The organism is Xenorhabdus budapestensis, from assembly GCF_002632465.1.
Taxonomy (GTDB): domain Bacteria; phylum Pseudomonadota; class Gammaproteobacteria; order Enterobacterales; family Enterobacteriaceae; genus Xenorhabdus; species Xenorhabdus budapestensis.
The window spans coordinates 122,564-149,469 of the sequence record NZ_NIBS01000004.1 but is presented as its reverse complement, the minus strand read 5'-3'; the positions used below and the strand labels follow the sequence as shown (position 1 = coordinate 149,469).

The 26,906-nt window shown below is 40.2% G+C and carries 21 protein-coding genes and 1 other annotated feature; of the genes, 12 read left to right on the top strand and 9 right to left on the bottom strand.

Translation table 11 applies throughout. The features are described from left to right. Positions 1-26: 26 nt before the first annotated feature. On the bottom strand, positions 27-5,087 hold the full coding sequence (locus tag Xbud_RS06210) for a trypsin-like serine protease (protein WP_099135244.1): 5,061 nt from the start codon (positions 5,085-5,087) through the stop codon (positions 27-29). 28 nt (positions 5,088-5,115) lie between these two features. After that, entirely contained in the window at positions 5,116-7,533 is a 2,418-nt protein-coding gene (locus Xbud_RS06205) for a hypothetical protein (protein ID WP_099135243.1), read from the bottom strand. A gap of 490 nt (positions 7,534-8,023) precedes the next feature. Next, positions 8,024-8,126 (top strand) — a sequence feature (Trp leader region). A gap of 39 nt (positions 8,127-8,165) precedes the next feature. On the opposite strand from Xbud_RS06205, the gene Xbud_RS06200 reads away from it, so the two are divergent. The 7 genes from Xbud_RS06200 (at position 8,166) to Xbud_RS06170 (ending at position 15,328) form a co-directional block, all read left to right on the top strand. Further along, positions 8,166-9,725, top strand: coding sequence for an anthranilate synthase component 1 (locus Xbud_RS06200; RefSeq protein WP_099135242.1), 1,560 nt, complete (start codon positions 8,166-8,168; stop codon positions 9,723-9,725). Continuing rightward, entirely contained in the window at positions 9,725-10,321 is a 597-nt protein-coding gene (locus Xbud_RS06195) for a glutamine amidotransferase-related protein (protein ID WP_099135241.1), read from the top strand. The genes Xbud_RS06200 and Xbud_RS06195 overlap by 1 nt, the downstream gene beginning before the upstream one ends. A 19-nt stretch (positions 10,322-10,340) precedes the next feature. Next, the gene (gene trpD / locus Xbud_RS06190; protein WP_099135240.1) at positions 10,341-11,339 is read left to right on the top strand and encodes an anthranilate phosphoribosyltransferase; all 999 of its coding nucleotides are present in this window, start codon (positions 10,341-10,343) and stop codon (positions 11,337-11,339) included. 2 nt (positions 11,340-11,341) lie between these two features. Further along, complete coding sequence (trpCF, locus tag Xbud_RS06185; RefSeq protein WP_099135239.1) at positions 11,342-12,709, top strand: bifunctional indole-3-glycerol-phosphate synthase TrpC/phosphoribosylanthranilate isomerase TrpF; 1,368 nt, start codon at positions 11,342-11,344, stop codon at positions 12,707-12,709. 80 nt (positions 12,710-12,789) lie between these two features. Continuing rightward, positions 12,790-13,980, top strand: a complete 1,191-nt coding sequence (gene trpB / locus Xbud_RS06180; RefSeq protein ID WP_099135238.1) for a tryptophan synthase subunit beta — start codon at positions 12,790-12,792, stop codon at positions 13,978-13,980. Beyond that, positions 13,980-14,786, top strand: a complete 807-nt coding sequence (trpA, locus tag Xbud_RS06175) for a tryptophan synthase subunit alpha (protein WP_099135237.1) — start codon at positions 13,980-13,982, stop codon at positions 14,784-14,786. The genes trpB and trpA overlap by 1 nt, the downstream gene beginning before the upstream one ends. A gap of 227 nt (positions 14,787-15,013) precedes the next feature. After that, on the top strand, positions 15,014-15,328 hold the full coding sequence (locus Xbud_RS06170) for a BON domain-containing protein (protein WP_099135236.1): 315 nt from the start codon (positions 15,014-15,016) through the stop codon (positions 15,326-15,328). 160 nt (positions 15,329-15,488) lie between these two features. Here Xbud_RS06170 and ompW read toward each other — a convergent pair whose 3' ends face one another. Then, the gene (gene ompW / locus Xbud_RS06165; RefSeq protein WP_099135235.1) at positions 15,489-16,130 is read right to left on the bottom strand and encodes an outer membrane protein OmpW; all 642 of its coding nucleotides are present in this window, start codon (positions 16,128-16,130) and stop codon (positions 15,489-15,491) included. A 377-nt stretch (positions 16,131-16,507) separates the two neighbouring features. On the opposite strand from ompW, the gene Xbud_RS06160 reads away from it, so the two are divergent. Next, entirely contained in the window at positions 16,508-17,248 is a 741-nt protein-coding gene (locus Xbud_RS06160) for a YciC family protein (protein ID WP_099135234.1), read from the top strand. A 40-nt stretch (positions 17,249-17,288) separates the two neighbouring features. Here the strand turns inward: Xbud_RS06160 and Xbud_RS06155 are convergent, their stop codons facing one another. Next, complete coding sequence (locus Xbud_RS06155) at positions 17,289-19,031, bottom strand: SulP family inorganic anion transporter (RefSeq protein WP_425304015.1); 1,743 nt, start codon at positions 19,029-19,031, stop codon at positions 17,289-17,291. A gap of 175 nt (positions 19,032-19,206) precedes the next feature. Here Xbud_RS06155 and Xbud_RS06150 point away from each other — a divergent pair, with 175 nt between their 5' ends. Then, a complete protein-coding gene (locus Xbud_RS06150) occupies positions 19,207-19,743 on the top strand; it encodes a septation protein A (RefSeq protein WP_099135233.1) in 537 nt (178 codons plus the stop codon). A 75-nt stretch (positions 19,744-19,818) separates the two neighbouring features. Then, the gene (yciA, locus tag Xbud_RS06145; RefSeq protein ID WP_038270132.1) at positions 19,819-20,253 is read left to right on the top strand and encodes an acyl-CoA thioester hydrolase YciA; all 435 of its coding nucleotides are present in this window, start codon (positions 19,819-19,821) and stop codon (positions 20,251-20,253) included. 84 nt (positions 20,254-20,337) lie between these two features. On the opposite strand, the gene tonB is transcribed toward yciA, so the two are convergent. Further along, positions 20,338-21,045, bottom strand: a complete 708-nt coding sequence (gene tonB, locus Xbud_RS06140; RefSeq protein ID WP_099135328.1) for a TonB system transport protein TonB — start codon at positions 21,043-21,045, stop codon at positions 20,338-20,340. A gap of 110 nt (positions 21,046-21,155) precedes the next feature. Continuing rightward, the gene (locus Xbud_RS06135; protein WP_099135232.1) at positions 21,156-21,332 is read right to left on the bottom strand and encodes a YciY family protein; all 177 of its coding nucleotides are present in this window, start codon (positions 21,330-21,332) and stop codon (positions 21,156-21,158) included. A gap of 322 nt (positions 21,333-21,654) precedes the next feature. Between Xbud_RS06135 and cls the strand changes: the two genes are divergently transcribed. After that, positions 21,655-23,115: a cardiolipin synthase gene (gene cls / locus Xbud_RS06130; protein ID WP_099135231.1), complete on the top strand. Its 1,461-nt coding sequence runs from the start codon at positions 21,655-21,657 to the stop codon at positions 23,113-23,115. Positions 23,116-23,273: 158 nt separating this feature from the next. After that, positions 23,274-23,633 carry an HI1450 family dsDNA-mimic protein gene (locus Xbud_RS06125; protein ID WP_099135230.1) on the top strand — a complete coding sequence of 120 codons (360 nt, stop codon included), beginning with the start codon at positions 23,274-23,276 and terminating at the stop codon, positions 23,631-23,633. Positions 23,634-23,978: 345 nt separating this feature from the next. Here Xbud_RS06125 and oppF read toward each other — a convergent pair whose 3' ends face one another. From oppF to oppC, 3 genes are read right to left on the bottom strand one after another with little or no spacing between them, the layout of a single operon-like run. Then, positions 23,979-24,980: a murein tripeptide/oligopeptide ABC transporter ATP binding protein OppF gene (oppF, locus tag Xbud_RS06120; protein WP_099135229.1), complete on the bottom strand. Its 1,002-nt coding sequence runs from the start codon at positions 24,978-24,980 to the stop codon at positions 23,979-23,981. Continuing rightward, positions 24,977-25,975 carry an ABC transporter ATP-binding protein gene (gene oppD / locus Xbud_RS06115; RefSeq protein WP_099135228.1) on the bottom strand — a complete coding sequence of 333 codons (999 nt, stop codon included), beginning with the start codon at positions 25,973-25,975 and terminating at the stop codon, positions 24,977-24,979. The genes oppF and oppD overlap by 4 nt, the downstream gene beginning before the upstream one ends. Positions 25,976-25,984: 9 nt before the next feature. Next, entirely contained in the window at positions 25,985-26,893 is a 909-nt protein-coding gene (gene oppC / locus Xbud_RS06110) for an oligopeptide ABC transporter permease OppC (protein WP_099135227.1), read from the bottom strand. Between the last annotated feature and the right edge of the window lie 13 nt (positions 26,894-26,906).

The following is a 26,906-nucleotide window of genomic DNA, read 5'->3' as shown; positions in this document are numbered from 1 at the left end:
TAAATCCAAATCAAAAGATGAAATATTCATCTCATATATGGACGATAACAAAACTTTCTTTCAACCTGAATGAATTGCCCACAAAATTGTGCAGAAACCGTTATATTTTGCTTTCCAAATTGACTGAGTTTTGCGTCAAAATGCCAGTATCCCTGATCATCAGCCACTATACTTCCTTTTTTAGTATCTCTAGGTGGAAAGGGCTCTTTAGGTAAAAGAGTTCTATGACAAAAAAAATCCCCATCATTCTGAACGTTATATGAAAATTTTATTTTTGGCAGCGCATTTCCCGTTACTTTCACATCTATTGGAGGATGATATGAAACTTTAACAGCCCCTTCTGACGGTACTGAAATACTCAAAACAGACGCATCAACACTACCTTCTTTCATTTTTTTATGAAGCTGGTCATTAACCGTAATAGATTGTGTGGCTTCTATCTGATATGTTCCCGGCTGTACATTATGTAGACTACAACTCCATTTACCATCCGTTTTTGAAACCTGTACAGGGCCACAGTTCCGAGAATCTCCATTTTCAGATGTAGCTTTCAAAGAAATATAAGCACCTTTTGTTGCTGTTCCTGTAATAGGAATAGAAATAGTCCCATTACTTTTCATCATGGGAGTAAATTCCTCTGATGATTTTGCAATTTTACTTGCACTTGAAGCTGTACAGATCGGTTTAGCTGTAGGATTAATAGTAATATCCGATATGTAAATCACTTCAAAATTACGTGTTACTGGCTTTCCTGGAGGCTCATTATCTACCCATTGCTGTGCCAAAATCCTATAATCTCCCGGTTTGGATTCGATTTCGTCAGGACAAACCCAATTCTGATTTTCATCCACATCAACTTCGCAGATTTGCTTACCGGAAAGAGAAACTGTGATACGGGCCCCCGCCTGCCCCTTACCATTGATAGCATACGTCGGAGTCGCAATTTGTTCCCCTTCCGCAGGCCTAAGCACACGCATTTGTAAATTAGCCCCATAACGCACTTTAAAACCTCTAATAATCTGAGAGCCTGCATCATCCACAATTGTCACATCGTAATCCCCCGGCACAGAACTATAAGGCCCACATGTCCAGGTGTAATCTTCCTTATTGAGTTTCGCAGAGCAATCATCATGACCGCCAAATGCTTTTACCGTAACGGTTTTTGCATTACCCGGCATCGTACCACTAAAGGTATATGAAGGTGTTTTTATGATTTCAGCTTCCTTAGGGGATTTCACTGTTAGCTTGATTTCTCCGGGAGCAGGAACTATCTCAAATGTAACTTTCGCGGTGGATTGCCTTATCTTGTCCAAAAAGGCTGTAGCTGCCAGTTTTTGTTCTCCTCTGACGGAAGTATCCAAACCATCAATCCATTCCCAATGCCCTTTATCATCCACTGTGACTCCATTCTGACAGATCTGTGACAACGCTTTCTTGTCCAGACACACTACCGTTCCCGGCTCTCCGGTGCCTTTAGGCAGAATGTTTTCGAGATGCTGATACACGCCGCCGTTGTGTGGTTGTGTGATAACCACTGGCTTAATGGTTTTGGTTTGTACTTCAAAAGAAACAGATGAACTTGAGTTCAATGTGTTATCAATAAACTGCTCTGCTGCAACAGAATATTTCCCCCCTTCCGGCTGATAAGGTCCACAAGACCATTTACCCGATGCGTCAACGGCGGTATTACAATCTTTAGTGCCTCCAAACCCCTTGATATATACCTCAGCCCCTTTTTCACCCGTACCTGCAATAGTAAAAGGCAGCGTCGTTATCTTTGCTCCATGAGAAGGGTGAGTAATCTGTATTTTTGTTTTGGTGACTTCGTATTTGCGCGTCACTTGCGAAGTTCTTTCATAAGTCCCGCCAAACTCCGTCGAACTTGTTTTTTTATACTGAGCGGCATACAGAGAAAATACCCCTTCATTAATCGCCGTCAATGCAGGTTGATGAGAACAAGCCCATTTTCCGGTTGAATCAACCGTGACGAAACAAATTATTCCCTCATTAGACATCGGTAATGTCATCTTTCCTTGTGGCAGAAACTCTTTCGTCGCGGCGACAAGAACAAGCTGACCAGGACTTCCCTGGCCTTCAATGGTAATCCCGTCGTACAGACGATATTGCGCTCCCTTGGCAGGAGATGTGATACGTATAGGGATAGTAAAATGCAAAATGACAGGATCTCCGACGTGTACCCCATTTTTAGTTTCCTGCATCCCTAAGGTATAAGTATCTCCGCCTGAAATAGCCTCAGGCATGATCGTAAACTCCCAAAAGAAGCCAAGACCACTGCTGAGGGCAGAACCAACCAAAGATTCAACACCGCCAAAAACTGCTCCGGTCAAACTACTTAAGAAACCGCCAAATCCGCCGCCTACACTACCTCCAGAACCACCATACTTACCAGAAAGACGGATTGGGTTATCCGGATCAACAGTTGAATTATCCTTGGGATTATCGATTTCAAGTTTTTCTTCAGGGTTGTCATCGTCATCATTTTTATCTTTAACAGTAAGACGTGTAACATCTGTGGCAACCACTTTCCCTTCTTTAATTAATTCAGCAGTGAGTTCATAAGTACCCTTAGAAAAAATGATTGGTCTGTCGCACTGCCAGTTACCATTGTCACTAACCACAGCACCTGTACAGATAGAGGTCTCTTTAACAAGTCCTTGATTGCCTCCCTCCAACTTTGGTGAAAAAAGATCTATTCTGCGCCTTTTGACATCAACTTCATCTCCGGGAACATTAGAACTACCTGATAAAAAACTTGAAGTACCCACTGTGCTTGTCTCACCTGTAGAGGGAGTTGTAATTTTAATTTCAGGAGTTGTTATTCGGAAATAACTTCTTTCAGGAGGTGAACCTGCCCAATATTTTTTAAATTTCTCCAATCCCAATGGATGATATTTATCCGCTACTTCAACATAGTAAAGTCCATCTTTTAATGAATAATATGGAAGAGAAATATCCCAAACAGGAAGATTGTTTTGCCCAGAATATATTGGAATAGAAGAAAATAACCGATGTTCACCTAATTTTATCGGAGAAAAAATATTTTTATCCTCTTCTTTAATGTTTATGGAATATTCTGATGGTAAAATTATATCACCATTTGGCCAAATATATTTCTGCCTATCACCGCCATAGCCAGAAAATGATTGATTTTGTTGATCTTTGGAATCTATCTCTCTCGGATTATTAATATCATTTTTATCCTTAAATGTTGGGCTTAAATACCCTCCTAGTTCACTGGCTCTATTCCATAAGACTGGATCAAGCGGGTCAACGTGCTCAATTTTCTGTATTGCGAAAATACTGAATTGCCGTAACCCGGCATTTAATCCATCTACTTTCTTATTAGGAATATAAACTCTACTCATCTTGTCATTAACATCATTACAGTCTAAATATGACTGATTAAAAAAACAAAAAAAACTTGCGGCATTATCTAGTCCCAGATCAAAAGGTAACATTTTACTGTACTTGCTGTATAAGTTATCTTTAATTAGTTTAATATTTGGTCTTTTAATTTCTTTAGGTTTAAACAGTATATTAACTTGATCATAAATATTTAATTTATCAGTTTTTTGAATCGCCGTTATTTTCCATTCTGTTTCACTACTAAGCTCTTCAGATTCTTCAATAACTGAGTAATTTACAGTACATGACCAAAATCCATAATCTGTTGTTTCTATTAACTGACTATCAGTTATTCCCTTGCATAGTTCGTCTTGTGTATAGAAATCACCACCTACAGTAGATTGCAATGTAAGTTCAACTGTTGACCCAGGATCAGCATATCCACGTATCGTAAAATCCTTCGTAAATACCGTTGATTTATCTGCTGGATAAACAATACCAAACTCTTTTGAAATGGAAGATATTTTTGCTTGTACGCTATCTTCTCTCCACGATACACTTTCTGATAAATTATCAGATGATTCCTTAGCTGTAATAATTACATTATGTTCTTCTTCTTTATTAATTTCAGTGAAAAAATCATTATTCGGGATGTTACACTTCCATTCTCCATTATTATCAACAACATCTTTACATTTAAATGATTTTTTTTGTCCATCATTAATAGAATAAATTAATTCTATTACACTTTTTGGTCTTCCCCATCCCTTAACAAGAATATCTTCATCTCTCTTTCTTAAATGAGCATTCCAATCTGGGGTATCAATCCAGATCTGCTTCATTGTCTGAGAAAACCATTTGCCAGGAAAAAATTTATCGATAAAACCGAGCTTATTATACTTCCCAGTAACATCCGAAACGACAAAAAAAGGATAATCACGCTTATTATCAGTTTTTTGTTTTACACTAGCTACCTCAAATCCAAAGGAAGACACTCCAATAATTGTATCATTCCAAATAATCGGACCACCGGAATCCCCATGTTGTATAACACCTGGTTTTAAATCTTCCTTTTTACTTGCTGCTATAATCAGCCCTTGGTTGCCAAAATAATCAAAAGCTGGAAAAACAATTTTAACATCAGCATAATACTGAGCATTGTCGCTATTCCTTTTCGGCTCGCCTGTTGTTTCATCAATTCCTCTATAACCATACCCATAAATAGAGGATTGATAATAACTGCTATCTAATTTTTCATAAGCTTCATCATAATTGAAGAAACGACGAATGCGGCCATATTTTCCATCCAACTCTAACGGTTTATCCAGCTTTAAAATCGCTAAATCATGCGGATCCGGTCCAAATGCCCCCGGAATTTCCATCTTTATAAAATTATAGGTAGATGCAGTGACTTTTTTACTTTTATCATATGAACTAATCACATAATAATTTTTAGCTTTTACTTCTTCACAATGTGCAGCGGTTAGAACATAGTTTGGTGCAATCAATGAGCCGGTACATAACATCTTTTCTTCGTTTTTTTGATCAACATAATAAATACTAACGACCCAAGACTTGCATTTATCGCTGTTAATATCCTTACAACTTTCTTCTCCCCCTGCAATAGCCTTTAAAGGTAGCGATTTAAGTGCACTATCAGAAAATGAATTACTACAATGGAATAAAAGTAGCAATATAAATATTACTCTAATAATCATCATTTCAATCTCCTTAAATATAATTCGACAACTAATTTTCATTAATGCAATTCATTCCTAAATCGCTACCTATGCATTTAAATTTTTTATAATCTCTACCTTTATAAAGATGGCTATCGCTATTTTCTTTGAACTTAAAAATATACTCTCCCCTCTTGGCATAATGTTTATACTCATATGTCCAATTGCCGTTTTCATCTGATTCAGCATTTTCTGAACACTCAAATCCATCAATAGATATTTCGACATCAGACATCAAAGATCCTTCATTAACATCAATAGTTGGCATAGATGTTCCATAAAATTCAGTGAAAACACTATCGTTTCTAGTTTTTACAGAAAAAACTTTAGAGCTAAATATTATCACTTCATCTTTGTTATTTTGAATAGGTTCATCTGAGGTATTTCTACCAACTGCACTTATCGTTATAAAACCTACAGGCACTCCCTGAACTTCATAGCTCCAATTATTACTATCAGAACTTACAGAATATGATGGAGATTCAAAATCATTATATTTATATGATACATCGACGGTGCTTCCATTAGATGCTTGACCTTCAATCAGGATATTCTGTGTATCTTGAGTCGTTGAAGAAACCATCTCATCTTTTTTAGGATTGGTTATCTTTACAGGGCAATTTTGCACAGAATACTTCACTTCTTCTTTTCCTGATTTTTCTGGTAAGAAAGATTGATGAGTGGCCTGTGATTCTGATGAATAACCGGATACAGATGCTTTATATTGAATAAAGCAAAATGCCTCTAAACCGTCCAGACGCCATTCACCTGTACCAGTATCAACATTAGGAGTATAACTCTTTGTTGGCGTATAAATCGTCCCATCACTGTTATAACCCGTGATTTGAACCTGCATACGCCTTGCATCATCAGCCGTATCGCTATTCACCCGGCCCGATAAATTGTATTTCCCGGCAGAGATGGTTTGCCCATCCTGCATTGAGGTAATAGTTGCTCCACATGGCGGGCCATTAAAAGTTACATCAGTATTATTTATCCCAAAGATGCTAACTGTACCGGTAATACCACACTGCATCCAGAGTTGCCCTTCCCAATTATCGCCATCTCCTGTAGATTGAACTTCATAATAATAGGCATTGAAACTTGTCTTAAGACTAGGAAGATTTCCATCCTGGTTACGCCCTTTTCCTGAAATTGTAATATAGTTATTTTCTACGGTTGAATTAGTCTTAGGACTAGTTATCTCTGGAGGGCAATTTTGCACAGAATACTTCACTTCTTCTTTTCCTGATATTTCTGGTAAGAAAGATTGATGAGTGGCCTGTGATTCTGATGAATAACCGGATACAGATGCTTTATATTGAATAGAGCAAAATGCCTCTAAACCGTCCAGACGCCATTCACCTGTACCAGTATCAACATTAGGAGTATAACTCTTTGTTGGCGTATAAATCGTCCCATCACTGTTATAACCCGTGATTTGAACCTGCATACGCCTTGCATCATCAGCCGTATCGCTATTCACCCGGCCCGATAAATTGTATTTCCCGGCAGAGATGGTTTGCCCATCCTGCATTGAGGTAATAGTTGCTCCACATGGCGGGCCATTAAAAGTTACATCAGTATTATTTATCCCAAAGATGCTAACTGTACCGGTAATACCACACTGTATCCAGAGTTGCCCTTCCCAATTATCGTCATCTCCTGTAGATTGAACTTCATAATAATAGGCATTGAAACTTGTCTTAAGACCAGGAAGATTTCCATCCTGGTTACGCCCTTTTCCTGAAATTGTAATATAGTTATTTTCAACTGTTGAATTAGAGGAGGGCGAAATAATTCTGGGAGGCTCCCAAGTATTATCATCTTTGATAGTGATGACAATATTACTGGGGTTATAACTTGTATTACTATTAACGCTTGTATTTAAGCAGATTGAACCATCACATGTTGCAGTTATTCCAAGATTGCAACTCCCGCCAATAGGGTGTAATAAGTCGGTAAAGGTAATATCACCTGTTTCAACTACAGTTTGCCACACAAAATAAGGTAAATAAGTTTTCATTCTAAAATAACATGATTTATATTTCTCTCCGTTCTTATAAGAAATAGCTTCCCATGTTATAAATTTATCTATTCCTGAACATCCATTAAAAAATCCATTATTATCTCTGAGACTTTCATAATATTTATCTCCTGATTTTAAACTAATACTTTCATCCCCAGTTTTATACATACATTGATAATCTGTAACTTTGATTTGTAAATCATCATATTTGCTTTTATTCTCAAAAATTAAATTATAATCAGCATATAAAACACTTCTGTTTTTATTTTTATCAAATTTATAACCTACTTCATTAAAAATGACATTATCACTTTTCAGATCAATTGCAAAAGAGTTGTTAAAAAAAATAGATATAATAAAAAACAAAAAGATACATAGACTTGTTTTTATTACAATCATAATTATAACCCTCAATTAAAAAATTGTATTATTATGAAAATTAAAATGACTCTTTTAAATCATACCGATCTATTAAATCAAATTTATGACTAAATTATTTCCATAAAAAAAGAAACAATGGTAATGAATATAGTTGCATTAAATTGAAATAAAATATCATTAACTATCTAAAAATAAGAATATAACCGACATTCCGCACCGCATTCGTAATTTATTGTTTTAATTAAGAATTAACATTAGCGTGAATTTTATACAACCGTTTTAAAATCAGTATATTACAGATTTAGCTGCGGAATGACGGATATAATTTTGTTTTTATATTTTTTGACTAATCTCCATTAATTTTGCATTTTCTACAAACACAAAAAACCATTGACAAGTGAATCTCGAATCAGTTTACTAGTACGCAAGATTGATTTGGATACATTTAACTAAAACTCTACTTAACAAGGCACTTAAGATGATCAGACTTATGAAAACTACTCAGGAGATGCGTTGGTGGCTCAATTTCCCCATTCAGGGCGGTTGAATTACGCACATAAGCAGAGAACCAAAGTGCCAAGAACCCGCTCTGAAAAAGCGGGTTTTTTTATACCAATTTTCTGTAGATAAAGATAACAAAAGGGGTGGGTATGATAGGTAAGGACTTCAATATTTCAATAAATCAAATAGAAGCAGTCTATCAGGCTGATCCTACACTACTTTTCAATCAACTTTGCAACAACCGACCAGCAACGTTATTGCTAGAATCTGCTGAAATAAACAGTAAAAAAAATCTTAAAAGTATGTTGATCATTGATAGCGCGATACGTATTACCGCCAATGAGCGACAGGTCAATTTTACAGCGCTTACTGAAAATGGCCGAAATTTGCTGCCTGTTCTCGCTGATTTACTGTCAGAGAAAGCCCAAATCAGTATTGATACGCACTCCTTTCAGGCACAATTTCCTATCATTGAAAAAAACTTAGACGAAGACAGCCGATTAAAAGCGGATTCTGTTTTTGACGCATTACGCGTTCTAACCACGTTATCTTCTCTTTCAGGAACACCTGATGCCATTTTCGCAGGTGGATTATTTGCCTATGATTTAGTAGTCGGGTTTGAACCACTCCCCAAAGTCAAAACTTCTCAACGCTGCCCTGATTTTTGTTTTTATCTGGCAGAAACCTTAATGGTGATCGACCATCAAAGCCGGCACACCTTGTTACAAACTTCACTGTTCGGTGAATCAGATACAGAAAAACAACGCCTTGAAGAACGCTTATCCGCACTGACTGACATCATTGCTCAACCTCGTCAGCCATTGGTGCCCATAACATTACCTGGTATGGAGATTTCCTGTAACCGGAGTGATGAACAGTACGCAGATATCGTTCAGCGATTACAGCAATTTATTCGTCAGGGTGAGATATTTCAGGTAGTTCCATCCCGGCGTTTCACATTACCCTGCCCTTCCCCATTAAATGCTTACCGTACCTTAAAAAATCAAAATCCTAGTCCTTATATGTTCTTTATGCAGGATCAGGATTTTTGCCTGTTTGGTGCATCACCTGAAAGTGCCCTTAAATATGATGCTAATAGCCGACAGGTTGAAATTTATCCAATAGCAGGAACTCGTCCCCGTGGACGCAATGCTAATGGTGAGTTAGATGCCGATCTTGATAGCCGAATTGAGTTAGAAATGCGTACCGATGCCAAGGAGCTGTCTGAGCATGTCATGCTGGTTGATTTGGCCCGCAATGATTTAGCCCGTATCTGCGAGCCGGGGAGTCGCTATGTCGCTGATTTAACCAAAGTCGATCGCTATTCGTTTGTTATGCACCTTGTTTCACGTGTTGTCGGCACAATTCGTCATGACCTGGATATCTTTCATGCTTATCAGGCTTGTATGAATATGGGAACACTGACAGGAGCACCAAAAGTCCGGGCGATGCAACTTATTACTCAATATGAAGGTGAACGTCGAGGCAGTTATGGCGGCGCTGTCGGTTACTTCACCGGCAAAGGAGATTTTGATACGTGCATTGTTATTCGCTCTGCCTATGTAGAAGACGGTAAAGCCACTGTTCAGGTAGGTGGAGGCGTGGTTTTGGATTCCGTTCCCGAAGCAGAAGTCACCGAAACTCTCAATAAATCCAGAGCTGTCATTCGTGCTATAACTCAGGCTCACAATACGGAGGTTGCATTCTAATGGCAAATATTCTTCTGCTCGATAATGTAGATTCCTTTACCTACAATCTCGTGGATCAACTCCGTGCCAGTGGTCATCAAGTGGTTATCTACCGTAATACGGTTTCCACAGAGACAATAATAGCGCAACTTGGAAAGATAGGCTCCCCCTTGCTGATGTTATCCCCTGGCCCAGGAAAACCGTCAGAGGCCGGGTGCATGCCACAATTACTCAGGCAGGTCATTGGGCAAATCCCAGTGATTGGTATATGTCTTGGGCATCAGGCGATTATCGAAACATATGGCGGCGATATTTCGGCAGCCAAAGAAATTCTGCACGGTAGATCAACATTGGCGACACATGATGGACAAGCCATGTTTTCCAATCTGCCTAACCCTCTCCCCGTTGCCCGTTATCATTCTCTTGCAGGCGTTAACATTCCGGCAACACTGACTGTTTCGGCTTCTTGTGGTGAGACAGTCATGGCTGTACGTCACGATGATGACAGAGTTTGTGGATTCCAGTTCCACCCTGAATCAATCCTGACAGCGCAAGGAGCCAGGTTGCTTGAACAAACTCTGGCATGGGCGCTGCATCCAAAGAGACTCAACAGATAAAAAGAAGAGGATGAAGAAAATGCAATTAATTTTCAAAAAACTGTTCAGCGCCCAACCCCTGACCCAAAAAGAAAGCGAAAAACTCTTCACTGCTATTATTTGTGGTGAATTAAGTGAGCCTCAATTAGCTGCTGTATTAATCAGCATGAAACTGCGGGGCGAACAGCCACAGGAAATTGCAGGCGCGGCACAGGCACTATTAACCCATGCTTCTCCTTTTCCACGCCCTGACTATTCCTTCTGTGATATCGTCGGCACAGGCGGAGACGGTACAAACAGTATCAATATTTCAACTGCCAGTGCTTTTGTTGCCGCTGCCTGCGGCCTTAAAGTCGCAAAACATGGCAACCGCAGCATTTCCAGTCGTTCAGGTTCATCTGACTTACTGACTGAATTTGGTATAGCACTGGATGCCAGCGCTGAAAAATCCCGCCGTGCCTTGGATGAAATTAATATTTGTTTTCTATTTGCGCCGCAATACCACAGTGGATTTCATCATGCAGTAACAGTTCGCCAGCAATTGAAAACCCGTACTTTATTCAATGTACTTGGTCCACTAATCAACCCTGCCCGACCGCCTCTCACCTTGATTGGTGTTTACAGCCCAGAATTGGTAGATCCTATCGTGCGTACATTACAAGTATTGGGATATCAACGTGCTGCGGTGGTACATAGCGGGGGCATGGATGAGGTTGCTTTGCACGCTCCTACTCAAATTGCTGAACTTAATTACGGTGAAATTACTCAATATCAGTTAACAGCGAAAGATTTTGGGCTGCCCAATCATCCGATATCATCGCTGAATGGCGGAACACCGCAAGAAAATTGCCATATGTTGAGTTTATTACTGCAAGGACGGGGGGCAAAAGCTCATGCCGATACAGTGGCAGCTAATGTCGCACTCTTAATGAAAATACATGGGAACGAAGATTTACGGCAAAATACCCAACTGGCATTAGATACAATTTATAGCGGCCAAGCCTATGAAAAAGTGATCGCATTAGCGGCAAGGACTTAATCATGAAAAGTAATGTATTACAGAAGATTGTTGCAGATAAGGCACTATATCTCATCACTCGCAAGGAAAAACAGCCACTGGAAAGTTTTATTGATTCCGTTGTACCAAGCCACCGTCAGTTTTATCAGGCACTGACTCATAAGCAGACGGTTTTTATTCTGGAATGCAAAAAGGCTTCTCCTTCAAAAGGCTTGATACGCACAGATTTCGATCCAGCGCGCATTGCCAAAAATTACCAACCCTACGCAGCAGCGATTTCTGTACTGACTGACGAAAAGTATTTCCAGGGTAGTTATGATTTTCTTCGCGTAGTCAGTGCGGCTGTACATCAACCCATTCTGTGTAAAGATTTCATTATTGACCCTTATCAGGTTTACCTTGCCCGCTATTATCAGGCCGATGCTATCTTGTTGATGCTTTCTGTTCTTGATGATGATACCTACCGTCAACTATCCGAACTGGCACATAGCCTTGATATGGGAGTATTAACAGAAATCAGCAACGAAGAGGAACGCCGCCGGGCAATAGCGCTGGGTGCAAAAGTGATTGGTATTAATAATCGGGATCTGCGTGATTTGTCTATAGATTTAGATCGTACCCGCAGGCTGGCCACCGATTTGCCAGAAGATACCATTGTTATTAGTGAATCCGGCATTTACCTCCACCAACAAGTACGAGAATTAAGCCAATTTGCCCATGGATTCCTGATTGGTAGTGCTTTGATGGCTCAATCCGATTTGGATCTCGCTCTACGACGACTGATTCTGGGTGACAATAAAGTTTGCGGTTTAACCCGTTCACAAGATGCTAAAGCAGCATTACAGGCTGGTGCCGTTTATGGTGGTTTGATTTTTGCTGAAAAATCACCGCGTAAAGTAAGCCTGCAACAAGCACAACAAATAATTAATGAAGTCCCTTTGTTATATGTCGGTGTATTTCAGGATCAGTCAATTGAATTCATCAATCATACTGCCCGCAATCTTTCACTAACAGCCGTTCAATTGCATGGTCATGAGGATCAAACCTACATCAATGCACTCCATTCTGTACTACCGGAAAATTGTGAGATCTGGAAAGCGATTGATATGTCACAGGCAGAAACGCTTTTCGATATATCCAATTCCAATATTGATCACCTATTATTGGATAATGGCTTTGGAGGTACAGGAAAAGTCTTTGATTGGCAATTAATCGACAAAAGTTTTCAGCATAACAGTGTATTAGCAGGTGGTTTAAATGCAGAGAACTGTCGACAAGCCGCAGCTCTGGGTTGTTACGGACTGGATTTTAATTCCGGTGTTGAAATCAGGCCGGGGATCAAAAGTAGCCAGAAAATAAAACAAGTATTCCAACAACTACGCTGTTATTAGTCATATTTTCAGAAAACCAATATTCAAAAAACTAATATTCGGACAGTTAAATTTTAAACAGAAAGTGGGAAATAAAAATAATGACTAAGTTAAATCCGTATTTTGGTGATTTTGGCGGGCAATTTGTTCCCCAGATCCTAATCCCTGCCCTTGATCAATTAGAAGAAGCATTTATTGAGGCAAAGAATGATCCTGAATTTCAACAAGCATTTCATGATTTATTGAAAAACTATGCAGGCCGTCCTACTGCTTTAACACTATGCCAGAATTTAACCAAAGGCACGAAAACCCATTTATATCTGAAACGAGAAGATTTACTCCACGGAGGGGCACATAAAACCAATCAGGTATTAGGGCAAGCATTACTGGCAAAACGGATGGGAAAAGAAGAAATTATTGCTGAAACGGGCGCCGGTCAGCATGGTGTGGCAACTGCCCTGGCATGTGCGCTTTTAGGTTTGAAATGCCGCATCTACATGGGAGCAAAAGACATTGAACGTCAATCTCCCAATGTATTCCGTATGCGCCTTATGGGAGCTGAAGTCATTCCTGTTCACAGCGGCTCCGCAACACTAAAAGATGCCTGTAACGAAGCCATGCGTGACTGGTCTGGCAGCTATGATAAAGCACATTATTTGCTCGGAACTGTTGCTGGCCCACACCCTTACCCCACAATGGTACGTGAATTTCAACGCATGATTGGTGAAGAAGCCAAAGCCCAGATTTTGGAAAAAGAAGGACGCCTGCCTGATGCTGTCATTGCCTGTATTGGCGGTGGCTCAAATGCTATTGGATTATTCGCAGAATTCATTCCAGAAACCCACGTTCGGCTGATTGGTGTTGAACCTGCCGGGCATGGTATCGAAACCGGGGAGCATGGTGCACCATTAAGACACGGTAAGTTAGGAATTTACTTTGGCATGAAATCGCCGATCATGCAAACAGAAGATGGGCAAATAGAAGAGTCATATTCCATCTCTGCCGGATTGGATTTTCCTTCCGTTGGCCCTCAACATGCCTATCTTAACAGCATTGGACGGGCCGATTATGTTTCCATCACTGATGATGAAGCACTGGATGCGTTTAAGGCACTATCAATCAATGAAGGTATTATTCCAGCCTTAGAATCTTCACATGCGCTTGCCTACGCGTTGAAAATGATCCATCAAGAACCGAATAAAGAACAATTATTAATCGTCAATTTATCCGGTCGTGGCGATAAAGATATCTTTACCGTTCATAATATTTTGAAATCAAGAGGGGAAATCTGATGGAACGTTACGAATTGTTATTTAAAAAGTTAGAAAAACAAAATCAAGGCGCTTTCGTTCCCTTTGTCACTCTTGGCGATCCTAATCCTGAATTATCTTTAGATATTATCGACGCTCTCATTTCCGGTGGAGCCGATGCCTTAGAAATCGGCATTCCATTTTCCGACCCTTTTGCAGATGGCTCGACGATTCAAAATGCTAATCTGCGTGCGTTATCTGCCAAAGTCACACCGACATTATGTCTTGAGTTATTGGCACAAATTCGGACAAAACATCCTGATATTCCAATCGGACTGCTGATGTACGCAAATCTGGTATTTCATCATGGGATAGATGAATTTTACAATCACTGTAAAAAAGCGGGTGTTGATTCGGTTCTGGTTGCTGATGTGCCATTATCTGAATCACGCCCTTTTTATTCAGCGGCCATAAAACATGGCATTGCACCGATCTTCATCTGTCCACCCAATGCAGATGATAATTTGCTACGTGAAATTGCCTCATTAGGGCGCGGTTACATTTATCTGCTGTCAAGAGCCGGTATCACAGGAACTCAAAATCGGATGGAACAACCACTGACACATTTGGTTAATAAACTAAAAGAATATCATGCAGTACCTGCTCTACAAGGGTTCGGAATTTCTGAACCAGAGCAAGTCATATCTGTCATCAATAGTGAGGTTGCCGGTGCTATTTCAGGCTCTGCTGTGATAAATATCATTGAGAATAATTTACATCAACCTCAAATTATGTTGGAAAAACTCACGATATTTGTCCGTTCCATGAAATCAGCAACCCAGAAATAATCACTCTCTTTCCTCCATAGCTCAGTTTATGGAGGAAAATTGCTGTCTGAAAAAGAACCTCCGTTATTTGTAATTTATTCTGTCTTCAACAATACTTCTTAATTATCGTCATCACATTATTACTCTGTAATAAAACCATGTAACCAAATGAAATGAAAAATCAAAGTAATAGAAGAATAATATTTATATTTAACAACATTATTTTTTGACATCAATGGAGACTTACTATGAAAAAATTGAAGGCCATTTCTGCATTTCTTATTGCGGCAGTTATAGCCGTTACGGTATCTGCATGTGCTCCAACGGCAACAACAGAAAGCACTGGAAACTACATTGATGATACGGTGATCACTACCAAAATAAAAACCGCACTATTTGAAGCTAAGAATTTGAAATCCAATAACATTAGTGTAGAAACCTATAAAGGACGTGTGCAATTAAGTGGATTTGCACGTTCTCCTGAAGAAGTCAAACAAGCAATTCAAATTGCAAGAGGGATTAAGGGAGTTAAAACCGTTATTAACTCCATAAAACTCCGGTGAATAAGTTGGGAAAATACCTAAAAATGGGGCAAGCATATGCTATGCCCCATTGATTCTCTCTTAGACCCTTTATCTTTTAAGTTGCAGCTAACAAAGCTGCAACTTGAAATCTATTGGGTTATCAAACACACAGGTTAATTACACTCGCATCATCAAATAATCAGAATTTATAACCGACACCAAACATAAATACCCAAGGATCAAGACGGGTTTTATATTTATAATCTTTATCGCCTGCTTTAAATTTCACATCAGTTTCAATATTCATCCACCAGAGTGAAGTATTCAACATCCAGTTTTTATCCAGTTGATAATCTAAACCTACCTGACCTGCAACCCCCCAGGAATCTTTCAGATCCAGACTATTTAAATTCGCCGCTTTAACAGTTGCGTTATTATTAAATTTTTCATCAAAGAATGTTGTGTAGTTTACCCCTACACCAATATAAGGACGTAAATTATTTTCTTTATCACCAAAATAGTATTGTGCCATTAATGTTGGTGGTAAATGTTTAACCCTTGCGATCTCACCAGCTTTCGGCAGGTTAACATTATGCTGAAATGGCGTAGCAGCCAATAATTCAACACCAATGTTATCAGTGACCATATAACCAAAAGTTAAACCTAACTGTGTGTTATTATTTACATCAAATGAACCTAAACCTAAAACGTTATCAGAGCCAGCATTTGGTCTTACCGTTGCTGTACCTGCACGGAATAGGAAATCACCGGCTTCATGGGCAAAAGTCAATGATGGAGCCAGAGTTGCAGCAGCCAAGACAAGCGCAGAAATCTTTTTCATTATCAATCCCATTTATGTGGTTTTGTTATTTACAAATTTATTATTTCATCTATGGAATATTTTTAATTGATCCAAATCAAAATTACTTGAATATATATTTATGGTGAAGTAAATATTAAATTTTTATATCAATTTTTGATTACAACTTATAATTAAGAACATTAGTATTATATTGACAACTAATATATATCAATTAGATCCTGTTCAGTTAACACAGAATTAACGCAATTATCATAAGAACAAAAATTAACCAAAAATCGTTTCTGGTAACAAATATTCTGCAATAGTGACTAACTTTATCTTTTAGGTATCCAATAATCTGTCGAACAAGGTACAATTAGGTATCATCATTGTTTCATCTGATAGGAGCCATTTTCATGCCCATCACGGCAAATACCCTGTATCGTGACAGTCTCAACTTCTTTAAGCATCAACTGTTGAATATTGTCATACTCTCTGTTTTGGCCGCGTTGGTGACAACACTGCTGGAACATGTTCTCATGCCTGATGGTGAGCAACTCAAGTTACTGGTTGAGATACAAGATGCTTTCAAAGAATCAGGCAATGCGGGCATTAAAAACTTCGTAGAGCAATTGACCCCGGAAGAGCAGTTAATGTTCCTGCGTACAGCATTCGGGATCCTATTTTCCAACATATTTGGCGATACTTTACTCACTGTCAGTGTATTGATACTTATCAGTGCTATTTCAAATGGGCATCAAACCAATGCATTACAGGTCAGTAAACTATCGCTTATTCAATTACCTAAGATGTTATTGCTGATGTTTATCTGTACTCTATTGGTTCAGATAGGTCATGCGTTGATGTACATCCCAGGAGTTCTATTTTCAATTACATTTGCATTTGCCCCTATTTTTCTGCTTGATAAAGGTAAAGGGGTCTTTGCTTCCATGCAAGAAAGCTGGAGATTAGCGTTCAATAATTTTCGCCTGTTAGTTCCTGCTGTACTACTATGGCTTGCAATAAAACTGATTTTAGTACTGGGTTTGTCCAAACTGCCTGATATCGCACTATCATCACTGAATAATCTGCTGTCTTCTATATTGCTGATTTATCTATTCCGTTTGTATATGCTGACTAAACCACAAAATCAGTAAATTACAAGTTAGTTACACATAAGAAATCAATTGCCTCGCCCTACTCAGCGAGGCTCTTCTCTTCAACTTGTTTCTTACTCTGAATCAAACGAATAGCAAAATAGAGATCAGGAACAATAATTAAATCCTCATCACTGCGCTTGAGTTTGTTTTGTTTGATCCAGTTCTTCAATTCAGTTCTGCGGCCAGCAAGGATTAACGTTATCCTTTTTCGTTTCAGTTCCGTAATGAGTTCATCCAACGCAGCAAACACACTCACATCATCATAGGTAAAACTGACTGTTGCATCCACAACCAACCATTCAGGACGTTTTAAGGTGCTATTTACATGCTGTAAAATCCGTTTCTTGAAATACCCGACATTAAAATAAGTTAAAGGTGAATTAAAACGATACATCATGACTCCATCCACTGGTTCAATATCATTGCCTTGATTGATTGAACGGATCATACCTTGCTCATTTACACCCAACAGCTGATCAGAAGGACGAAAAATAATACGTAAAAATTGCAATAAACCCAATAATACAGCAAAACCAATACCATCAATCACACCGACTAATAAAACTGCAATCAATGTGAAAATGGATAATATAAAAGCCTGACGATTACGTTTCCGATATGCCCAGATATTCTTTAACCCGAGTAATGACCATGTAGAAAAGATCAGGACAATGCCTAATGATGATAATGGGATATATGACAGAAATTCAGTCATAAAAAACAATACTAATAATATGGCTATTGCAGAAATAACCGATACCATCTGCGTTTTCCCACCAAGAGCATCATTGACTGCGGTACGGCTGCTGGCGGCACTGACTGCAAATCCTTGTGATAACGATGACGCAATATTGGCGATGCCCAACGCCCGTAATTCTAAATCAGCATCCACCTGATAACCATTTTTACTGGCAAAACTGCGTGCTGTCATCATGAAACTGACAAAACTGATCACCGCAAGGTTGATGGAAGGAACAACCAAATCACGTATGCTGCTGAACTCGAATTCAGGCATTGGGACAATCGGCAAACCGTCCTTCATATGACCAACAATTTGAATACCATATTGATTCAATTCAAATTGCCAACTCACATAAGTAGAAATGATCATCGCCAGCAACGGTGCAGGCCAACCTGGTCGCAGAAAACGTACACTCAGCAAAACTAATAACGTCATTGCGGACATCCCGACAGTCGGCCAATGAGATGCCAGCAACTTATGCGCTAATGCAACCAATCGTTCAATCAATTCTGGTGGTAAACCGGAAAGCCCAAATACTTTGGCGATCTGATCCGCCACAATAGTAATCGCCACCCCATTAATAAAACCTTTTAAAATGGGCCGGGAGATAAAATCAGCAAATGCTCCCAGCCGAAAGTGACTTGCCAGTATGCACCAAAATCCCGTCATCAATGTCATCACGATGGCGAGCTGCCAACGAACATCTTCATTCCCTAACGCCAGCGGAGTAACCGCAGCCGCGATAACAGCACATGTTGCAGCATCCGGCCCGACTATCAACTGGCGAGATGTTCCAAACAACGCATAAGCAATCATGGGTAAAATACAAGCATACAGGCCAATGATAGCGCTTATTCCCATTAATTCAGCATACGCAATCGCAACAGGCAAAGCGACAGCAGCAACAGACAAACCGGCTCGCACATCATGACTGAAATACTCTTTACGATAGTGACAAAGACTCTCCAATCCCGGCATCCAGCGATATAACCTTTTCCACTTCAACACGCTTTTCCACAATATTTTTTTCCACAACATAGCATTACAGTCCTTTCGTGAAATGAGGCACATTATAATGCTGTGTTAAATCAAAACTCACAATCCTCATCATTCCGCTCCCAACCTTTTTCTTTAAACCATTTCATTGAGATCTGATACACTCTGGCATAAATTCAGGAACATGCCACCATCGGTATTAAAGTGAGTCCAATTTATGAAACAACTTTTAGACTTTTTGCCATTAGTCGTTTTTTTCGTCGTCTACAAGATGTATGACATTTTCTATGCTTCAGGAGCGTTAATAGCAGCGACAGGCCTGGCCGTTGTCATCGCCTATTTGATGTATCGCAAAGTTGAAAAATCCTCCTTAATTACATTTGTCATGGTTGCCATCTTTGGCACATTAACATTGGCTTTTCACAGCGATTTGTTCATTAAATGGAAGGTAACTGCCGTTTATGCTATTTTTGCCTTAGTTCTGCTTATTAGCCAGTGGGTTATGAAAAAGCCACTGATCCAACGGATGTTGGGTAAAGAATTAAAATTACCTGATACTATCTGGAACAAGCTGAACATGGCTTGGGCAATCTTCTTTATCGCCTGCGCGTTGGCAAATATTTATGTTGCTTTCTGGCTACCTCAAAATATTTGGGTTAACTTTAAAGTGTTCGGGTTAACAGCATTAACACTGGTCTTTACCGTGTTGAGTGTGATATATATCTACCGCCATCTGCCTCGCAAACAAGAATAATAATAACTTTCATATGGATACCTGCCGAATTACTGGCAGGTATTGTTGTAATCACCAAATAAAGCAAGTTTTCTAATGACACAACAACAATGCTTACCAAACGGAGAGTTGGTTCTCCGTACACTGGCCATGCCTGCTGACACTAACGCCAATGGGGATATCTTCGGTGGCTGGCTGATGTCTCAAATGGATATTGGCGGCGCAATTCTGGCAAAAGAAATTGCTCTGGGACGCGTAGTTACTGTTAGCGTAAATGGAATCAGTTTTCTAAAACCAGTTGCGGTAGGTGACGTCGTTTGCTGTTATGCCCGTTGTCTGAAAACGGGAAATTCATCCATCACCATTCATATTGAAGTTTGGGTGAAGAAAGTGGCCTCTGAACCAGTTGGGCAACGTTACCGGGCAACAGAAGCTGTTTTCACATACGTGGCCGTTAATGAAAATAATACTTCCCGTCCTTTACCGGAAGGGAAAAGAAACTTCAAACTGGAAAGCAGTGATTCAGAGTAACGATTCATTAGAAAAGTAACTCACAAACTAAAGGAGCACATTGAATGAGCTCCTTTTTTATTACTAATTTTTATTGCTAATAAGTTATGATAGTGAAATGCCTGACAACCTAAATTCAATAGTAGTCACATATCCCGTTGCCGGTTTCTTTTCATACCGCCATTTTCTCATGGCTTTTTTCACCTCACGTTCGAAAACATTTTTAGGATCCGCAGAAATAATTTCGATATTCTTAACCCGACCATTTTCATCAATATCATATTTTACCCGCACAGTGCCTTCTGTACCCAACTGTTGCGCTCTGGATGGATAAATAGGATCCATCCTGCTCAATGCCTTCGGCCCACTTTGTGCTCTAGAAGTGTCTCTGATGGCAGAGTCAGTTGGTTTCTGGTCATTCAAGTTTTTTGCTAACAGCAGTTCTTGATCCGTAATCGGTTTCACAGGTTCTTCTGACGTTTTTTCCGTCTTTATCTCTTTTGGCTTAGACTCTTTTTTAGCAATTTTCTTCTTTTCCGGTTTCTTTTCAGGCTTAGGTTTAACTAGCGCTATTTTTGCAATAGGTTCCGGTTCAGGCTCTGGTTCAGAAACGGATTCAGGCATAGCAGGTTCAGAGACAGGAGACTCTTCCGCCGCCAACTGGATCATGGCTACAGACATCGGAGGAGCTTCCGGCGGTTCTCCAGATTTAATGGAGCCAAAAAGCGCCGCGGCAATGAAAATATGTAAACAAACAGAGAGTAGTACTGGCCAATGTATCCAACGCATAAGAAAATTCTTGATTAGCAGCATGATAGTTAATTTTAAGATAGCCATTAGTTTAAATGCAAATGACTATCATATTCAATAAAGATCCAAAAACATCTGCATCATGCCACATACACATATCATATTTAAAACAGCTACAGCTCTGCGTTTTGTATGAACAGAATCGACCTGCGATGTTTGTAATTATTTATCTTACGTAATGTATAGATACGTGAATTTCGGCGTGATTGACCTTCTAACCAACGACGACGACGGCGGATATTTTGACGAAGGAGACGCCATCTTCCTACTTCATTCCTGCTTTTTTTCATAAAATACCCTGGTTGTTTAAACTTTCTCTCAATACAAGTGAATAGCAGTATTCTTAAATGTCAATATCAAGGATGTCAACTAATCACAGATTTGTCTCAATATTCATATTGAATATGTTTCATCATAATTTAACAAAACAAATAACATCTGATTGAGCCGAACCCAATCATATAATATATAAGACTGTATTTGATTGGATATTGGCAGTATTTTGATTATTTTTTGCTAATTTGACTGTATCCCCTTGATAGTTTTTCTAAATTTCCAGAAACTTACACTAACAACAGTATTAAAATACCTAAACAGGATTGATTGCCACCTATGACAACCATTTATTCTGTACTAAGCTGGCTGGCGTTTTTCTTATACTGGCTGATTATTGCCGGTATCACCATTCGAGTCCTGATGAAACGTCGGCCAGTGACATCAGCGATGACTTGGGTACTTATCATTTACATCCTTCCTTTAGTCGGAGTTGTTGCTTATCTGTCATTTGGCGAACTGCATCTGGGTAAACGCAGAGTTGAACAAGCAAAACAGATGCGCTCGTCCGTAGCTAATTGGCTCTCTGAGCTAAGGAAATCGAAACATATCTTTGCCAATGCAAATAGTGAAGTGGCTGCGCCACTGTTCCGGTTATGTGAACGCCGCCAGAAAATAAAAGGAGTCAGAGGCAATCAAATGCAACTCATGACTTCTTATGAAGAGTCTCTGAAATCTATCATCAATGATATAGAAAATGCTGATCATAGTATCGAAATGGTGTTTTATATATGGCAGGCTGGCGGGTTGGTTGATCAGGTTACTGACGCTTTAATGCGTGCAGCTAAGCGCGGTGTCAAATGCCGTATAATGGTAGATTCGGCCGGAAGCTGGCAATTTTGCCGCAGCCCCTACTCTGACATTATGCGTAAGAGCGGCATTGAATTTGTAGAGTCACTAAAAGTTAATATCTTTCGTCTGTTTTTACGTCGTATGGATTTGCGGCAGCATAGAAAAATTATTCTTATCGATAACTATATTTCATATACCGGTAGTATGAATATGGTAGATCCCCGTTTTTTCAAACAGGATGCAGGAGTTGGTCAATGGATCGATATCATGGTAAGGATGGAAGGTCCTGTCACAGCAATATTGGGAATTGTCTATGCTTTCGACTGGGAAATGGAAACGGGTCAACGCCACCTGCCCCCGCCACCTGACAATAATATCATGCCTTTTGAACAGGCATCCGGGCATACCGCTCAGGTCATTGCCTCCGGCCCCGGTTTTCCCGATGAGTTGATACAGCAATCCCTAATGACTACTATTTTTGCTGCCAGAGAGCAACTCATTCTTACTACGCCCTACTTTGTGCCCAGTGACGATTTAATGCACGCAATCTGTACTGCGGCCATGCGTGGGGTTGATGTCAGCATTATTATGCCAAGCCAGAACAATTCATTCCTTGTGCGTTGGGCAAGCCGGGCATTTTTTACAGAATTGCTGGAAGCAGGCGTGAAAATTTATCAATTCGAGGATGGGCTATTACACACAAAAAGCGTTTTAGTGGATGGGCAACTCAGCATGGTTGGCTCTGTCAATTTGGATATGCGCAGCTTGTGGTTGAACTTTGAAATCACAGTTATTATTGATGATGGGCTGTTTGGCAGTGACTTAATGCTTGTTCAACAGGATTATATTACCCGATCTACACTGCTTGATAGTGAAGAATGGCTAAAGCGCCCTGTCCGGCACCGCATCCTTGAACGTCTTTGTTATTTTTTCAGTCCACTTTTGTGAGTTGCAGCGCAAAAAGCGCTGCTGAATACGGATATATGAACATTCATCATAGCCCCATCAATACCAATGGGGCTATTATTTTAGGTTAACAGTACCCAACCACTGTTGTTCATGTTTTAATTTCTCTCAGTTATTTATTAAGCTCAGGTAATACCACCATGGAAAATCGACCAACACATCCACATTTTCTGCAATTAGACCTTAATAACCGAATGACCGAAGATGAGGCACTGGAAAAAGCCTACGACATATTTCTGGAACAAGCAGTCGCCAATCTTGATCCTGCGGATAGTTTACTGTTTAGTTTACAGTTTGAAGAACGTGGTGGTGCAGAGTTATCAGAACCCTCAAAAATATGGCTCGAACAAGTGGATTTTGAGTTAGATCCTGATTTTTTTTCGGAGGTGATTATTGGACTGGCAGAATCTGATGACGCAGAAATCGATGATATCTTTGCGCGGGTACTGATTTGCCGGGAAAAGGCGCATCCGACTTGGTGGGTATTGTGGAAGAAGTAAAAATAACAAGTAATATTTCTTAGGGTAAATAATTACATTGATTTTTGTTGATACCCATCTATATGAACGCATCCCAGTTAGTAAGGCTTCCGGTATCTTAACTTTGACAAAGCAAACTACAGCTCTATATCTGTACGTGATCTCCCACATATGAGCAAGAGAAGTGTATCTGGCTGAGGTCATGATGCCTCCGTACTATCTCCGTACTATTTTTAACCTTCATATAAAATGGGAAGATTAACTCTTTGTTCATCCATAAAGAAGCCCTCACAATGAGGGCCTTGAATAAATATTAGTGACAGCATCATATAAACGATTTACTTACCACAACCTCTTGTTCACTTGCTATAACGGATCAACCTTAAGACAAGAAACCGCATGTTTAAAGCTACCTTCCAGTAATGGGCGCGTTCTGGCACATTCTGTATCAGCCATCGGACAACGAGTGCGGAATACACATCCGGATGGGGGGTTAATCGGTGAAGGGAGTTCCCCCTCCAGCAATTCAATATGTTTATTACGTTCTTTATCTGGATCAGGAATAGGTACTGCTGACATCAATGCGCGGGTATATGGATGCAAAGGATTGTGATAAACCTCGTCGTAAGTCCCCAGTTCCACTGCGTTTCCCAAATACATGACCAATACTCGATCTGAGATATGTTTTACTATTGAGAGGTCGTGAGCGATAAAGATCAAGGAAAGCCCCATCTCCCGTTGTATTTCCTGCAATAAGTTCACAACCTGCGCCTGGATAGAAACATCCAATGCGGAAACGGGTTCGTCACAGATGATCAGTTTAGGCTCCAGAATCAAAGCTCGGGCAATGCCGATACGCTGACACTGACCGCCTGAAAATTCGTGGGGATAGCGGTTAATCAGGTTAGGCAATAAACCTACCTTCATCATCATCTTTTTAACCTTTTCTTTTACCTCCGCATCTTTCATTTTGGGGGAATAAGTTTTTAGTGGTTCGGCGATGATGTCACCAATCGTCATACGTGGGTTAAGGGATGCCAGCGGGTCCTGAAAAATCATCTGAATGTCATTACGGATATCCCGCCACTGCTTTTCATTGATATCAAAAAGGTTTTGACCAAGCCAGGTAACCGAACCACCAGATGCTTTGACTAATCCAATAACCGCTCTGGCAAGGGTTGATTTACCGCAGCCTGATTCACCCACGACTCCCAGCGTTTCTCCTTCGTATAGTCTCAAGGTGACGCCATCTACGGCTTTCAATGTTTTCGCTGATTGCCAGAACCACTGCTTGCCATCTTTGATATCAAAATAAACTTTTAGATCGTCAACTTCCAGGAGAACTCGTTTTTCAGTTGTTGTATTCATACTAATTCCTCCTGACGTCTGAAGCAGGCACGTAAGCGCCCAAGGTCAAACTGTTCCAATGGTGGTTCTTCACTCACACAATGTTCAGTAGCAAACTGACAACGTGGCTGGAATGGGCAGCCTTTTGGCAAACGCAGCAAATTTGGAGGATTGCCCTGAATTGTTGCCAGAGATTCTTCATCATCATCCAGTCGGGGAACGGCATTCAGCAATCCAATCGAATAAGGGTGTGTCGGACGATAAAATACGTCGCGCGCAGTACCATATTCCATGGTTCTGCCTGCATACATAACCAACACTTTGTCACAAATACCAGCCACCACTCCCAAGTCATGGGTGATTATAATGATGGCAGTGTTAAATTCTTTTTTCAGTTCGTTAAGTAAAGTCATGATCTGCGCCTGAACAGTGACGTCCAGCGCAGTAGTAGGTTCATCCGCAATCAGCAATTTAGGCTGACACAATAGCGCCATTGCTATCATGACGCGCTGACGCATTCCACCAGAAAATTCATGCGGGAACATTTTCATGCGTTTACGCGCTTCTGGCATTTTGACGGCATCCAACATTCGGATGGATTCTTCAACAGCTTCACTCTTGCTCATATTTTTATGCAGCATCAGCACTTCGGTCAGCTGATCACCTACCCGCATATAAGGATTGATAGATGTCATAGGATCCTGGAAAATCATTGAGATTTCTTCCGCTCTCATCTTATTCAGCTCTTTTTCTTGCAGGTTAAGAATTTCGCGCCCGTTAAAAACCGCTGATCCACTGACAGCACCATTACTGGCCAGCAATCCCATTAATGCAAATGCTGTCTGAGATTTACCGGAACCTGATTCACCCACAATGCCCAGAGTCTCCCCTGCCTGTAAATCAAAATTCAGTTTATTCACTGCTGTTACGTTGCCATCAGGCGTACTGAATACCACGTTTAAATCTTTCACCGTTAATAGCGGTTCAGCATGTTTTATCGTTTCTACGCTATTCATAGGCTCTCCTTAACGGTCTTTCGGGTCGAGGGCATCTCGCAGGCCGTCACCAATAAAGTTAAAACAAAATAGGGTCATTACCAGAAAGCCCGCAGGAAATAAGAGTAACCACGGAGCCACTTCCATTGAGTTAGCACCATCACTTAATAAGGCTCCCCAACTACTTAGGGGTTCTTGAGTTCCCAATCCAAGGAAACTCAGGAAAGATTCAAACAGGATCATACTTGGCACCAGCAATGAAGCATAAACTACCACCACACCCAGTACGTTTGGCACGATATGACGTAAAACGATGTGACGAGTAGATACACCACAGACCAATGCAGCTTCAATGAATTCTTTGCGCTTGAGGCTCAATGTCTGGCCCCGGACGATACGTGCCATGTCCAACCATGACACCATGCCTATCGCAACAAAAATCAGTAGAATGTTTTGCCCAAAGAAAGTCACTAACAGGATGACGAAGAACATAAATGGGAAGGAGTTCAGGATTTCCAGCAAACGCATCATGACCATATCGACTTTGCCACCAAGATAACCTGACATCGCGCCATATAATGTGCCGAATATCACAGCAATCAGAGCAGCCGCGATACCAACCATTAATGAAATGCGTCCGCCGATGGCTACACGAACTAACAGATCACGACCGGATGAATCTGTACCAAAATAGTGGTGCGATTCAAAATCAGGTGGCATGGTCATCATGTTCCAGTCAGTGTCGTCATAGGTATACTGAGATAACATTGGTGCCAGAATGACAAACAATGTAATTAAAAATAGGATACATAAGCTTGTAATTGCTGCTTTATTGTGCATAAAACGGCGGCGTGCATCCTGCCACAAACTACGGCCTTCAATTTCCAGCTGCTCAGAGAAATTTTCCAGAGCTTCGCTATTTTTCTTATTTATTAACATTGCGTGCTCCAGT

Bases quoted from the DNA above. Each gene is read 5' to 3' on its own strand.
- Xbud_RS06210 (WP_099135244.1), bottom strand. From the start codon at position 5,087: ATGATGATTATTAGAGTAATATTTATATTGCTACTTTTATTCCATTGT.
- Xbud_RS06205 (WP_099135243.1), bottom strand. From the start codon at position 7,533: ATGATTGTAATAAAAACAAGTCTATGTATCTTTTTGTTTTTTATTATA.
- Xbud_RS06200 (WP_099135242.1), top strand. From the start codon at position 8,166: ATGATAGGTAAGGACTTCAATATTTCAATAAATCAAATAGAAGCAGTC.
- Xbud_RS06195 (WP_099135241.1), top strand. From the start codon at position 9,725: ATGGCAAATATTCTTCTGCTCGATAATGTAGATTCCTTTACCTACAAT.
- trpD (WP_099135240.1), top strand. From the start codon at position 10,341: ATGCAATTAATTTTCAAAAAACTGTTCAGCGCCCAACCCCTGACCCAA.
- trpCF (WP_099135239.1), top strand. From the start codon at position 11,342: ATGAAAAGTAATGTATTACAGAAGATTGTTGCAGATAAGGCACTATAT.
- trpB (WP_099135238.1), top strand. From the start codon at position 12,790: ATGACTAAGTTAAATCCGTATTTTGGTGATTTTGGCGGGCAATTTGTT.
- trpA (WP_099135237.1), top strand. From the start codon at position 13,980: ATGGAACGTTACGAATTGTTATTTAAAAAGTTAGAAAAACAAAATCAA.
- Xbud_RS06170 (WP_099135236.1), top strand. From the start codon at position 15,014: ATGAAAAAATTGAAGGCCATTTCTGCATTTCTTATTGCGGCAGTTATA.
- ompW (WP_099135235.1), bottom strand. From the start codon at position 16,130: ATGAAAAAGATTTCTGCGCTTGTCTTGGCTGCTGCAACTCTGGCTCCA.
- Xbud_RS06160 (WP_099135234.1), top strand. From the start codon at position 16,508: ATGCCCATCACGGCAAATACCCTGTATCGTGACAGTCTCAACTTCTTT.
- Xbud_RS06155 (WP_425304015.1), bottom strand. From the start codon at position 19,031: ATGTTGTGGAAAAAAATATTGTGGAAAAGCGTGTTGAAGTGGAAAAGG.
- Xbud_RS06150 (WP_099135233.1), top strand. From the start codon at position 19,207: ATGAAACAACTTTTAGACTTTTTGCCATTAGTCGTTTTTTTCGTCGTC.
- yciA (WP_038270132.1), top strand. From the start codon at position 19,819: ATGACACAACAACAATGCTTACCAAACGGAGAGTTGGTTCTCCGTACA.
- tonB (WP_099135328.1), bottom strand. From the start codon at position 21,045: ATGCTGCTAATCAAGAATTTTCTTATGCGTTGGATACATTGGCCAGTA.
- Xbud_RS06135 (WP_099135232.1), bottom strand. From the start codon at position 21,332: ATGAAAAAAAGCAGGAATGAAGTAGGAAGATGGCGTCTCCTTCGTCAA.
- cls (WP_099135231.1), top strand. From the start codon at position 21,655: ATGACAACCATTTATTCTGTACTAAGCTGGCTGGCGTTTTTCTTATAC.
- Xbud_RS06125 (WP_099135230.1), top strand. From the start codon at position 23,274: ATGGAAAATCGACCAACACATCCACATTTTCTGCAATTAGACCTTAAT.
- oppF (WP_099135229.1), bottom strand. From the start codon at position 24,980: ATGAATACAACAACTGAAAAACGAGTTCTCCTGGAAGTTGACGATCTA.
- oppD (WP_099135228.1), bottom strand. From the start codon at position 25,975: ATGAATAGCGTAGAAACGATAAAACATGCTGAACCGCTATTAACGGTG.
- oppC (WP_099135227.1), bottom strand. From the start codon at position 26,893: ATGTTAATAAATAAGAAAAATAGCGAAGCTCTGGAAAATTTCTCTGAG.